The 12,757-nt window shown below is 41.8% G+C and carries 11 protein-coding genes and 1 riboswitch; of the genes, 1 reads left to right on the top strand and 10 read right to left on the bottom strand.

Going from position 1 to position 12,757, the window contains the following annotated elements; genetic code table 11:
- Positions 1-20: 20 nt before the first annotated feature.
- Positions 21-971: a diguanylate cyclase domain-containing protein gene (locus V1502_RS03345; protein WP_409252978.1), complete on the bottom strand. Its 951-nt coding sequence runs from the start codon at positions 969-971 to the stop codon at positions 21-23.
- Between the two features lie 429 nt (positions 972-1,400).
- Positions 1,401-1,485, bottom strand: a riboswitch (cyclic di-GMP riboswitch).
- A gap of 82 nt (positions 1,486-1,567) precedes the next feature.
- A complete protein-coding gene (locus tag V1502_RS03340) occupies positions 1,568-2,305 on the bottom strand; it encodes a DUF2161 domain-containing phosphodiesterase (protein ID WP_409252977.1) in 738 nt (245 codons plus the stop codon).
- A 1,017-nt stretch (positions 2,306-3,322) separates the two neighbouring features.
- Between V1502_RS03340 and V1502_RS03335 the strand changes: the two genes are divergently transcribed.
- On the top strand, positions 3,323-4,501 hold the full coding sequence (locus V1502_RS03335) for an IS256 family transposase (protein WP_409250759.1): 1,179 nt from the start codon (positions 3,323-3,325) through the stop codon (positions 4,499-4,501).
- 466 nt (positions 4,502-4,967) lie between these two features.
- Here V1502_RS03335 and V1502_RS03330 read toward each other — a convergent pair whose 3' ends face one another.
- From V1502_RS03330 to V1502_RS03295, 8 genes are all read right to left on the bottom strand, one after another.
- Positions 4,968-6,059 (bottom strand): threonine aldolase family protein, encoded by a 1,092-nt coding sequence (locus V1502_RS03330; protein WP_409252976.1) that lies wholly within the window; start codon positions 6,057-6,059, stop codon positions 4,968-4,970.
- A 72-nt stretch (positions 6,060-6,131) separates the two neighbouring features.
- Complete coding sequence (locus V1502_RS03325; RefSeq protein ID WP_409252975.1) at positions 6,132-7,076, bottom strand: alpha/beta hydrolase; 945 nt, start codon at positions 7,074-7,076, stop codon at positions 6,132-6,134.
- Between the two features lie 76 nt (positions 7,077-7,152).
- Complete coding sequence (locus tag V1502_RS03320) at positions 7,153-7,752, bottom strand: methyltransferase (protein ID WP_409252974.1); 600 nt, start codon at positions 7,750-7,752, stop codon at positions 7,153-7,155.
- A 245-nt stretch (positions 7,753-7,997) separates the two neighbouring features.
- A complete protein-coding gene (locus V1502_RS03315; protein ID WP_409252973.1) occupies positions 7,998-8,510 on the bottom strand; it encodes a hypothetical protein in 513 nt (170 codons plus the stop codon).
- A gap of 168 nt (positions 8,511-8,678) precedes the next feature.
- Positions 8,679-9,299: a class F sortase gene (locus tag V1502_RS03310; RefSeq protein ID WP_409252972.1), complete on the bottom strand. Its 621-nt coding sequence runs from the start codon at positions 9,297-9,299 to the stop codon at positions 8,679-8,681.
- 267 nt (positions 9,300-9,566) lie between these two features.
- Complete coding sequence (locus tag V1502_RS03305) at positions 9,567-10,916, bottom strand: copper amine oxidase (RefSeq protein WP_409252971.1); 1,350 nt, start codon at positions 10,914-10,916, stop codon at positions 9,567-9,569.
- A 346-nt stretch (positions 10,917-11,262) separates the two neighbouring features.
- Positions 11,263-11,976: an anti-sigma factor domain-containing protein gene (locus V1502_RS03300; RefSeq protein WP_409252970.1), complete on the bottom strand. Its 714-nt coding sequence runs from the start codon at positions 11,974-11,976 to the stop codon at positions 11,263-11,265.
- Positions 11,973-12,539 (bottom strand): RNA polymerase sigma factor, encoded by a 567-nt coding sequence (locus tag V1502_RS03295; protein ID WP_409252969.1) that lies wholly within the window; start codon positions 12,537-12,539, stop codon positions 11,973-11,975. The genes V1502_RS03300 and V1502_RS03295 overlap by 4 nt, the downstream gene beginning before the upstream one ends.
- Positions 12,540-12,757: the final 218 nt, after the last annotated feature.

Here is a 12,757-nt window from a genome sequence, read left to right as displayed (position 1 = left end):
GGTCATGGTCTACCCACCAGTCAGTCTAGTACTGCAACCTTTTTTTTACCACGCTTTTCCTCATACATATTTTTATCTGCCAAGGTATAGAGTTCTTTCATTTTACCAATTGAAGTCGTGCTTGAGGCAAAACCTATGGAAAGCATGATATTCAGCGATTGACTGTAACGGTTATAGGTGTCCAGCTTCTGTTGAATGGTTTCCTTCATTTCTTCCGGAGCATATTTTTCAGGATTTTTTATTAGGATCGAAAACTCATCCCCGCCAATTCTTGAAACAAGAACATCATCATTTTGAAAGTTTTGAAGGATTTTGCTCGTTTCCTTAATTAATTCATCCCCTGTTCTATGCCCATAGGTATCATTATAATATTTCAGTTCATCCAGGTCACAAAGCAAAAGAGCGACAGGACGGTCTTCCCATTCATCAAGGACATTGGATTCATTTTCAAAGAAGAGCCTGTTGGATAAGCCTGAAAGCCCGTCGTGATGAGCCTTGTAAACAAGTTCTTGCTGCAGCTGCATTTTCTCATCAATATTGCGGATCACCCCTTGTACTGCCGTCATCTCGCCGTTCTTAAAGATCGGAGTGGCAAACTCTTCAAAGTATTTGTAATTTCCTTCAGTATCCCGCCACCTCTGGATGATCGGCTGGTTATAATCAAGATCACCGGACAGCTTTTTCTCCAGGATTTCACGGTCCTCAGGATGAATGATTTCCAGAGGGGTGTGCCCATTTACCATGGCTCGAACCTGTACACCCGGACCTAATAAATCATCGATGGAAGGACTGAGATATTTGAATTTCAGTACTGGTTTCGTTTCGCAGTAATAAATGATATCCTTGGACCTTTCGACAAGCTGAAAAATTCTCTTTTCATTTTCTCTCGCTTCTGAGTTTTTAATATAGTCAAAACCTTTAAATAAAGATATCCCCGCAACGATTCCCGTTATTAACGTCCAGATTTCCATGGTGACACTCCTTACCACATGTTATAAGAAAAGATAACTCTTATAGACCAGCTGCCTGTGTTTTCTAATACTTTGTTGCTATTTAATATAAAGTTAAAGAGATATGCACTAGGTTTCACAGGATTAATCTGGGTCGGCAAGTAAGAAAAGAGCTATTTACCTTGCTCAGAGAGACAAGCCCTTGTACCCAAGGGAAAAATCCGGTCCTTTGGATTTTACCGAAAGCAACAATCTATGCGAAAACAGCCAAACAGTAAGACCTGCACAACTCTGCAGTAATTTCTTCTTGTACAGAATATTCGTTCGTACGAACAAATATATGATGCTCACAATTGATTTAAGCTGTCGGTCCAACAAACAATAGCTAAAATTCACCAGCACGACAAAAAGACCATTCCTCCCCGGAACAGTCTCTAAGACAGTAGAAAATCCGGCAGCTGGCTGGCATTGTTTGATAACGTTAGCCCCTGTAGCTTTGCGTCGCCACCTTTCGATGGGTTTGCCTTTATCAAATTTAAAATTTGAAATATTTTACACTTTTATTATATAGGTATTCCGAATTAGGTGCAATAATCCTGCTCTTAACAAAATAGGTATTATTGATCCTGAGGAGTTTGCCCTGTGAATTCATTCATATAGTGCTTCTTCAGCTCCGGAAATTTTTTAAGATCACGCTTACCTTTTTCCGATAGTTTATATACCCCACGCTCTACTCGCTCAAACCATTCGTAGTAATTTTTGCTCAAAATGGATTGAGTTTTATCACCGGCTCCCAGTTTAACAAGGTCCTTTGGGGATAATGACCCACTTCGCTCCAGATAGCAGGCGATTCTGATACAGTTTTCTTTGTACGCCGTCATAATTTTGGTCTTGTTGCTGCCACCAATATTATAGTCAGCACTTCTGCCTTCAATCTCAGCCAGCAGGGCATTTCTCTTCCGGCTGCTGTTTCTCTTGCTTTTCCCTGCGTCAAATGGTTCAGGGTGGTGAATAAACTGAGGTTTAGGAACTTTATTGGCAGCCGAAACAGTGATAAGGCCGAGCTCGAGCCTGCGGGTCAAATGACAAATGTCCTTCCAACGTCTCGATCTCATATTCTTCGGCCTCGGAATGGCGATATAAACAAGATCAGTAAGCTTTTGACGCTTCGTGGCCTGAATTAAGAGATCTACCGTCAAATTGAGTTTGAGTTCCACAATGATCAGCTCTTCTCCCTTTACTGCCGTCAAGTCACAATCTCTCACTTCTCCATTCACCTTATAGCCCGCTTTTGTAAAATGCTTCTGAATTGGCTTGTAAAGATCCGATTCTAAAATTTTCTTCGTCTCACTCATTGCAAAAAACCTTCCCGTTTTTGTTAATCAAACGTTTGATTAATAAGAATACCTTATTATACCGCACTTTTGGAAGCCTTGTAATTTGGAAGGTCCATCTATGTGCCAGTTCAATAGTTTGCTTGGATGGGAGGTTAATTGCTGATATGGTCGTAGTTTGGTGAGAAGATGGCCTTTGAATCGTTGGTGAAAGTTCAGAGGGGGCAACTGTGCAAAGTACAGGAGGTGTGGCCTGAGGTTGGTAAAAGCTTAAATAGCTACAGTTATTGGTTCGTGTGTGAACTCTTGAGACATGGACTTTATACACACGTTATATAGGCTTATTGCTTGGTAGTCTGGGGATTGTTGTTTGTTTTTGTTGATGCTTCCCTTTTGATTACCTTGTTAATCATCTGAGGACTGTGTGTTTTTCTTCGCTAAAGACCCTATTACTCCAGCGGTTCCTTTTTATAATGGGGCGTTTCTTCAATAAACACCCTACTACTCTAGCGCATCCATTTTATAATGGGGTGTTTCTCCCTTAAAACACCCTATTACTCCAGCGCTTCCTTTTTACAATAGGGTGTTCCTTCGCTAAACACCCTATTACTCCAGCGCTTCCTTTTTATAATGGGGTGTTTCTTCGCTAATCACCCTATTACTCCAGCGCTTCCTTTTTATAATGGGGTATTCCTTCGCTAAACACCCTACTACTCCAGCATTTTCTTTTTATAATAGGGTGTTTCTTCGCTAATCACCCTATTACTCCAGCGTTTTCTTTTTATAATAGGGTGTTTCTTCGCTAATCACCCTATTATTCCAGCGCATCCATTTTATAATGGGGTGTTTCTTCAATAATCACCCTACTACTCCAGCGCTTCTTTTTTATAATGGGGTGTTTCTTCGCTAATCACCCTATTACTCGAGCATTTTCTGATAAAGTCCATATAATTGTGTAAATAAAAAAGGTCATCTTTCATGACCCATGTTAAAATGTTTTCGACCAAAAAAACAAACCAAACATGGAGGTATGAAAAGATGACCCAATTAAATATTACTATAAACTTAGAAGATCTTAAAGCTAAGATTGAAAGCAGTCCCTTAGAATCACCTGTTAAAGCTTCTTTATCATTGATACTGAATGGCTTAATGGAAAAAGAAAGAGATGAATATATAAATGCTCTTCCGCATGAGCGCTCTGAAGATAGAAAAGGCTACCGGAATGGTTACTATGAACGTGAGTTAATATCTCCTTCTGGAACATTAAAATTGAAAGTTCCCCGCACAAGAGATGGGGAATTTTCTACCACTGTATTTATGAAGTATCAACGCTGCGAACAGGCTCTTATTCTGTCCATGATGGAGATGGTTGTCAACGGGGTGTCAACCCGAAAAGTGACTAAGATTGTTGAACAACTATGTGGGAAAGGAGTTTCAAAGTCTTTTGTCTCTGAGTTAACAAAATCTTTAGATCCCATTGTAAATGAATGGAGAAACCGTCCTCTAAACACAATGTACTTTCCGTACTTATATGTGGATGCTATGTACATAAAAGTTCGGGAGAACGATAAGGTTGTTTCAAAAGGAGTTCATGTTGCGTGTGCTGTTAATGAAGAAGGCCACAGGGAAATAATCGGTCTCCAAGTTACTCATGGAGAATCTTTGGAAAGCTGGACAACCTTTTTTACTCATTTGAAATCTAGAGGCCTTCAGTCTCCTAAGATGGTCATTTCTGATGCCCATGCTGGATTAGTCAGTGCTATTAAGCAATCTTTCTTAGGAACTTCCTGGCAAAGATGTACTTTCCATTTTATAAGAAACATCTCGGACGCCCTACCCAAGAAAAACACGGAGGAGATTAGGCAGGAGCTTAAGGATATCTTCAGAACCTCTCAGCTTTCCCAAGCAAGAAAATTAAAAGAAGAATTTATGGTTAAGTATCAAGAAACGAAGAAGTTCCAAAAAGCTCTTCAAGTATTAGATGAGGGATTTGAGGACTCCATTCAATATCATGCTCACGAAATGAGACATCATGTTCACTTAAGAACCACCAATATGCTTGAACGACAAAACAGAGAAATCCGCAGAAGGGAAAAAGTAATCTCCATCTTTCCCAACGATCAATCTGCCATACGAATCATTGGATCAGTACTCATGGATATTGAAGAAGAGTGGAAGAAACAAAAACCTTATTTGCGTAATTTGAAAATGCAATAAAAGATCCAGAAAAAAGTCAAAAAAATATTCAGTCTGGTGGAGGGGCTCCCCGCCCCTCCACCAGACTGAATATTCAAATAATAAGCAAACAATGATAATTATCTTTGGTCGTTAAACATATTTACACACTAATAGGGACTTGACACATTTTCTTTTTATAATAGGGTATTCCTTCGCTAAACACCCTACTACTCTAGCGGTTCCTTTTTATAATGGGGTGTTTTCCCCCTAAACACCCTACTACTCTAGCGTTTCCTTTTTATAATGGGGCGTTTCTTCAATAAACACCCTATTACTCCAGCATTTTCTTTTTATAATGGGGTGTTTTTCCCCTATTCACCGATACGTAAATACCGTAATTGACTAAATGCACAAAGGAATGAACAAAAACTAAGACTTAAGGTGTAGAGGGACTCCTGTAGCCCCAGCACAAGAGAGAGTGACTCCCGTGAGCCACTCTCTTTTCTTATATCTCTTTTAATCTTTCATTCAGTAGTTTGAACACTTCACTTAATTGATCTTTGGGAATGGTACTGTAAACATCCCCGATGCTGACTTCATAATAACAGGAAGAATCTCCGGTTTCCCTTAAGTACCCGCTTAAGCCGACACCTGTTTGTTCATAGATATCCACAAGTATTGGTTCGAGGTCCGCCTTCGCAACTTCATAGTGCACATGAAACATATTGGATACCGGCACTTCCGGCAGTGTCGACACCTTTTCACAGCTGTTGTAAAGTCGGGCAAGTTCTTTTGCGTTGTGATAATAACGTTCCATCTTGTCTGTTCTCTGGTCAAGATAGTAATCGGCACTGATGATGTATGGATACAGGCTGATCAGATCGCCTCCGTGGCGTCTTTTCCACACCTTGGACTTCTTGGTGAACTCTTCACTTCCGGCAAGGATGGCTCCTGCAATTCCGCCAATCCCTTTATAAACAGACACATACGCACTATCAAAAAGATTACACACTTCCTCTGCCGTCTTTCTATAGTATGGAAGGACTTCCAGCAGTCTTGCTCCATCCAGGTGAAGCCTGATCCCTTTCTTTCGGCAATAATCCGAAATGGCTTGGAGGGTTTCAAATTCCGGAAGCTGACCGCCAATCTCGCGCTGAGGCAGTTCCAACAGGATAACTGCAACTTCTTCTTGTAAACTCTCGATATCTTCTAGAGTGATGACTCTATCCTTATCTGCAAGCAGTACTGACTGGATACCGTGAAGCTCTTTCAAGCCGTCTTCTTCATGAATTTCCAAATGGGATAATGGGTGGTATGCAACCTTTTTCAACTCTTTTTCGTCACACCAGATTCTCAGCGCAATCTGCTGGGCCATCGTACCGCTTGGAAAAAACACGGAGGTCTCCTTGCCAAGCAAATGAGCCATCTTTGCTTGAAAATCCTCAATCACCTGTCCGCTGCCATATATATCACTTTCAGTAACTGGAGGAATATTCTCAAACGCCTTTTTCAGTACTCCTGCATTCCTTTCACCGTGACCATTCGTCTTAACACGTGTTTCTTTAAATGCCTGAAACAAGCTCTTCGATTCACTCACTATGTATCTTCCTTTCCCGGCGACAGGCACATCCCGGCATTTATCATTCCCGACGAACCCGGGGTGCGACAGTCACTCGCCTATAAATGTTTTCAATCGGTTTTGATACTCTTCTTCGGCAACCGTATATGCTTCCGTATGACCCGCCCCTGGCACAATCCACAATTCCTTTTCGCTGGAGGCTGCCTCATATAACGTGTGTGCCATTTCTGTAGGCACAAGTTCGTCTTGATCACCATGGATGATGAACACTGGCAGTTTGTTCTTTTTCACTTGTTGAACTGCCGAGGCTTCGGCAAAGGTATAACCAGCTCTTACCTTCGTAACAGCACTGGTGATTTCCATCAAAGGAAAGGCCGGTAAATGATATAAGTACTTCAATTGATGGGCGAGTTCCTCTTCTACCGTGGTATAGCCACTGTCGGCGATGATTCCTTTCACTTCAGATGGAAGGTCTTCACCGCTGGTCATCAGGACGGTTGCGGCCCCCATCGAGAAGCCATGCAAATAAACATCCTCGGCTTTATATTCATTGATTAATAGATTTATCCATTTTACATAATCTTTGCGATCGTCCCAGCCATAGCCAATATAATCTCCTTCACTGTTCCCGTGTCCCCTGGCATCAGGCTTGAGAACATCGAAACCCTGTTCATGATAGAACTTCGTCACGCCAGGCATCTGTTCGTTACTGCCTTTGTATCCATGGGCAAGGATGACTGCTTTTCCATTCGGATTCTCACTTCTCAGCAGAACAGCGCTTAATATCAAGCCGTCCTGCGACTTCACCTGAACCGGTTCGAATGTCTGCTCTTCCGTCCACTGCAGAACTTCTTCCAGCTTTCGTTGCTGCTCTTCTTCATCGACCATTGAAAATGCCGACTGAGATCCCCCATATAACTCTACCGGCTCATCGCTTCGGTTGACGGCCACATTGTAAAAATAATTCCCCGCCAAAATAAAAATGACCAAGAGGAGGACAATCACCATTCCGCCCCACTTCATAACCTGCTTCATCCTCTAACTCCTTTAAAATATCTACTATTAAATTACTGCAAAAAATTCTTTCTATAAAAGTACAGTTCAATCCATCTCATGAATTTGGAGCCGGATTACCCAGAATGTATATAAGAAGCTTTTCGTAGCTGTTACCAGGCAGGGTAACTTCCTTTTTCAACTGAAAAGCCGTCTGATTCTCCAGAAAAAAGACATACTCTTCAGGAGGATAGTACAAGATCAGTTGGATTTCCCGATTCATTTCTTCAAAAGACCGGAGTATGTTATTGATGACATTAATAAAAATCCCGCCAGAAAACGGATTGAAAAAATAGAAAACATTATCATCCGGGTGAATCAGATAGTTTTGCGCAAGGCAGTTTTGGAATTGAATTAATTCTCCTCCGAAATTGAATTTCATCAAATATTTCTTTCTATTTTCAATAGCCTCCTGGTATAAATACTCATTCATCTCAACTCCGACTACGACCGATTGAAAGCGGTAATGAACATAAAAATTCAACCTTCCTGTACCGCACCCAAAATCTACAATTCTATCAGAGCTTTCTAATTCAACGAAATCAAACAGCCTGTCAAGCACAGGATAAGGAGTTGGCTCATAACGGTTATAGTGGTGTGAATCATAGGGGATTTTTTGAAGCATTTCTGTTTTAATATTAAGTAATTTATCATTCATCATTGATACTCCCCATCCGCTTGTTTCCTTTCTTATAGTATATCATTAATGCTCTCTTCAGGAATCCCGCCTGCTCAAGACACCATTTCCTCCTTAAATTCGTTCCCTTCCTGAAGGCACAAACTTGTAGTCCGCCTTTTGTCATATAGGGGGAGGATTGTCGAATTTCCCTGGAAATAAAAAGACACTTTCCCGTAATATCGAAGTATTTTCGACAATTTCAGAGAAGTGTCACAACTACCGGCTTAGGTGGCCGGATTGTTAGCGGCAGCCGCATTATTTCTTTTTTGAATGGCATTTACCCCCATTACAACGGCTACAAGTTCCTGGTTACTTAGATTGGCAGATTTATTTTCCAGCTTATACGCAGGGGAGGAAAAGAAGCCGCTCACTTTTTCAAAGCTGCAGCTGACTGCTCCTTGTTGATCGAGGATTGTATATTCTTTAGAAAAAGCTTCTGATTCAATGGTATACGTTCCCTTTCCCACTGAGTGATACTGAAACTTTTTGGCGAAGAACGACCATTTTTGTCTCAACTCCCCAAGCTCTTCTCCATTTTTCCCTGAAACGATCCAGCGATTTCCGAAGAAAGGAAACTTTCCGCTGGCTAGAATCTGCCCTTCATTATCCAGCACATCCACACTGGCCGAAAAAGCACTCTTTAAATCCAGCTCTCCGACTCTTTCTTTCTCTGAATTAAAAATATCGGTTCTTCCCGAGGAAAAGAAATTGTCCGAGAAATACAACTCGCTGCTCATATGACCCCTCCTGATTTATTCTTACTATATTTACGGTTCAACCCAGAAAAAGATTCTAAATTGTTTGCCTTTTCCAGACGTACCAGGCACACCCCGTTAATTGTCGAACTATACGAACAAAAAATCCTGCTCCACATTTATATCAAATGTACAGCAGGATTCATTCATCTATTTTAATTGGGTGTACACGACAAGCCTTTTATCGTAATTCCTTGTTGAACGGTCAAATGTACCAGTACACGTGATGAGATTAAGTGAACTGGAATGTGTGTAGCCAAATATTTTTTGCAAAGGAGCTTCATTCCAAGGGTATTCTTCTTTGCCGGTGACGACAAACACTTTCTCCTCCCCATTTTCTCCTTTTACGATAATCTCATCGCCCAGCGCAAGCTTGTTCAGGTCGTAAAACACTGCAGGTCCATCCCGGCTGTCAACATGCCCGCCAATCACGGCGCTCCCAGGTTCTCCGGGGTGATACCCCTTTTCATACCATCCTGTTTTCTCAAAACTTTCCGTTACATCCATTTCTCCGTTTTCCTTCAAGCCGACAGATTCCACCTCGGCCGACACTCCAATAGAAGGGATCTCCAATTCAACAGGTACTATGCCTATACGTTCATCTTTCAGGATGGAATCTGCAAATGGGGAAGCTGAGGTTGTAGTGGAAGCCACAGCAGCTTCCGGTTCTGCAGGAGGTTTTGGCTCAGTGGCAGATTGTTCTTTTTCCATCTCGGCATTACTGCAAGCTGATAGGAACAATAGAAGAAGGCTAAAAATTAAAAATCTCATCTCTGCAGTCCTCCTTATTTTAAGAACGCTGTTTTCGTATATATTGTTGCTCTCGGAAAAATCCAAAGAGCCGGATTTTTCCCTTGGAGACAAGGGCTTTTTTCTCTGAACAAGGTGAAATAGCTCTTTTCTTCCTTGTTTATCAGGCTATTTCTGGTTAATTAAGTAGATATTTTTTAAAGTTTATATTAAATAGAAACAAAGTTTACGAAAAGAGCCTTTAAGAATGATGGACTGACCTTTTGCAAGGCCAGTCCATGCTAATGATTATTGTTTATTTGAAGCGTATTTTTTCATTGCCAGTACAGAGCCGCCGGCAATGACCGTCATTGCTGCAAGCAGAAGTTCAATCGGGAATTCGTTTTGATCAGCACTTCCGCCCATCCCTGTATTCGGCATCTCCGAAGGCATGTTTTCGGCAAATTTTTCTGGGAACTGATCAACGAACGCTCCTGATAACCCTTTTGCCGGATTCAGCATGTGCTCATATGCCACGCGGATTTCTTCAAATGACTTCACATAGTCTCCTTCTGCATAGCTGTCAAACGCTCCGGTTAACTGGTTGACATGCATTTGCAGTCCTTCAGCTAACGCATCGGATGACAGGCGTCCGTCAGTGGCAGTTTCAAGGAATTGAGAGAAGTCTGCACGGTAATTATCAAGATTCTTTAAGGCTTCCTCTTTGGCTGCTTCATCGTCAGCTCCTGTGGCTTTTACATAATCCACAAAGAAACCGATATGCTTGCTCCACATTTCATTGAATTGCTTTCCAGCTTCATCACCATATACAGAGGCAATCGCTGCTGTAAGGTCTTCCGTATTGGCATTCAATGCATTGACTGAAGCCTGATAGTCTTCTGAACCATCCAATCCATTTTGCATCGCCATCGTCGCTATGGCAGCATGCTCAGTAAGTAAGTGAGTCAATTTCGCTCTCAAATCAGATGCCGGAGTGACCGCCATTGTGTTGTCAAACTTATCAGGATATTGATCGGTAATCGCACTTGAAAGTCCTTTCGCTACCATATGCATATGACCGACCGCTTCACGCTCATACTCGTATGCCTTCTCGTAATCACCGGCAACGTAACTGTCAAAAGCCCCAATCAACTGGTTGATGTGCATTTGCAGACCATCTGCGAGACTGCTGGATTCCAATCTTTCCCCTGTTGCAGTTTCCAGGAACTTCGAGAACTCTTCCTTATATCCGGCAAGGTTCGCAAGTGCTTGATCTTTCGCTTCCTGATCATTTGCGCCAGTAGCTTTAACATAATCCACGAAAAATCCTATGTGGTTCGTCCAGATTTCTTTGAACTGAGCTCCCGCTTCTTCGCCGTAAACAGATGTGATGGCTGCAGAAAGATCCTCAGTATTGGCATTTAACGCACCTGCCGCCGCTTCAAAATCTGCTGAACCTTCAGCTCCCCTTCTCATTGCCTCAACAGCTAAATAGGCATGCTCACTTAATAGATGTCCCAGGCTCGTCCTCAACTCTGCAGCTGCTGTATCCACTTTAGGAGTATGGTTGTGATTTTCCCCATCATGCGCAAAAACAGTTCCTCCAGCCGGAATTAATAGTGACATACTCAATGGAATTGCTAGATAAGCTTTTTTCATACGTAATCCTCTCCTCTTTTTAATATTTTCAATGAGCTAACGAAAGCTAATCGATGTTGGATCACTTTTTATTAATTTTTTGCTGAAAAGTGATCCTGCGTTTCTTTCTTCATTGAGCTAACGATTCTTGTTGAAAGTTGGATCACTTTTTTAAAAGGTTTTTCTGAAAAATGATCCTGCGTTTCTTTCTTCATAGAGCTAACGACTCTTATTGAGAGTTGGATCACCTTTTTTAAAGTTTTTTTAAAAAAACTGATCCTGCGTTGCGTTTATCATAGATATATAGTTAAAGTGTGGCTCAATAGAAAAACCCGGCACATATGCCGGGTTTAGGTTTCATTCGTATTTATAATTCTGATGCTAACACGATTTTTCCTTGAGGGAGCTGGCTTCCGGCATCCGGTTCCTGCGATACAGCGACCATATCCCAATCAACATTCTCATAGTTCTCGGTAAAGTTAAAGATCACCGAACCTCTTCCATCCTCTATCGTAAAGGTACCGGCACGCTCAGGCTTCTCATCCTTGATCAACCAGACCTGATATACCTCATCGTCCGTTAGATCTTCCAGATTTGAAGCTTGCAAAACCAGTCTTGTTTCATTTCCCTGCTTGACTATGCTCGCCGTTCCACTTGCATCACCTTCTACGGCTGCCAATTCAGCAAAATTTAAGACCTGGTCTACAGTCTCTTCTACCGCCACTTCAGGCTCTTCTCCAAGCTGGGTCAAGAAATAGGCATTTCCTATAAGGGACAGTGCCAGCAGAGCTGCCACCGAAGGGAACATCCAGCGGGTCTTTCTCGTGATTGAACGTTCAGGTTGTACTTCAGCCCTTTCTTCATCCTCCAGGATATTTGCGAACACCTTGTCCTCAAGGTATTGAGGGGGTTCAACAGGTTGGGAGGCAAAAGGCAGATATTCCTCCAGTTCACGAAGCTGCTGTAAATCTTCCCTGCATTCTTCGCAATCAGCAAGATGTTTTTCAAATCTGGTCCTTTCTATATCTGACAAATGACCGTTGTAATAATCAAGTAATTGATCACAATGCTTTCTCGTCACTCGAAATGCCCTCCTTTCCCTTTCAGACATTGGTGAAGATGTTTCAAGGCCAGCCTGATTCTTCCCTTAACGGTTCCGAGCGGGGTCTCCGTTGATTCAGAGATGGCCTGCTGGGTGTGGCCTTTATAGTAGAAAAGATTTACGATGTGCTGCTGATCTTTTTTCAAAAGAGAGATACAGTCGCGTACCGCGCTTCCTTTCTCTTTCCATTCCATGATATCTGCAGGAGTTTCATGGGTGATTCTCATAGAATCTTTTTCTATATATTCGACCGATTCATGTTTTTTACGCTTGCGAAGAGCGTCTAGACTTGTATTTCTGGTCATTGTCAAAAGCCACGAAGAAAACTTCCCCTTACTCTCGTCATATGGAGCATGCTTCTTCCAAAGCTTCAGGAAAACCTCCTGGATGACTTCTTCCGCAACCTCCCGATCTCCCGTCATTTTATAGGAAAATGAGTAAATCAGTTTTTCGTACTTCTGATAAAGCTTTCGCATTGCCGAGGAATCTTTATTTTGTAAAACCATTTTATATAAGTCAATATCCTTAAGTTCTTCTGGCATAAATTGCTCCCTCTACTGTTTTGACTTGAATGATTTAAGGATACCTAACTAAAGCATGCAACTCAATTTATTACTTAGCTAACGAAGAAAAAGTTTGTTTGGATCATTAAATGGTTTAATATTTTTCTAATAAGGGTAAACACAGCTCGTTTGAAAGGAGGCAGTCCACCAGCGGACAATACGAGGACAGTTATCCAAGAAAAAAGCTTGCCACCTTC

This window comes from Rossellomorea sedimentorum, from assembly GCF_046237645.1.
Taxonomy (GTDB): domain Bacteria; phylum Bacillota; class Bacilli; order Bacillales; family Bacillaceae_B; genus Rossellomorea; species Rossellomorea sedimentorum.
This window is presented reverse-complemented; position numbering and strand designations above follow the sequence as displayed.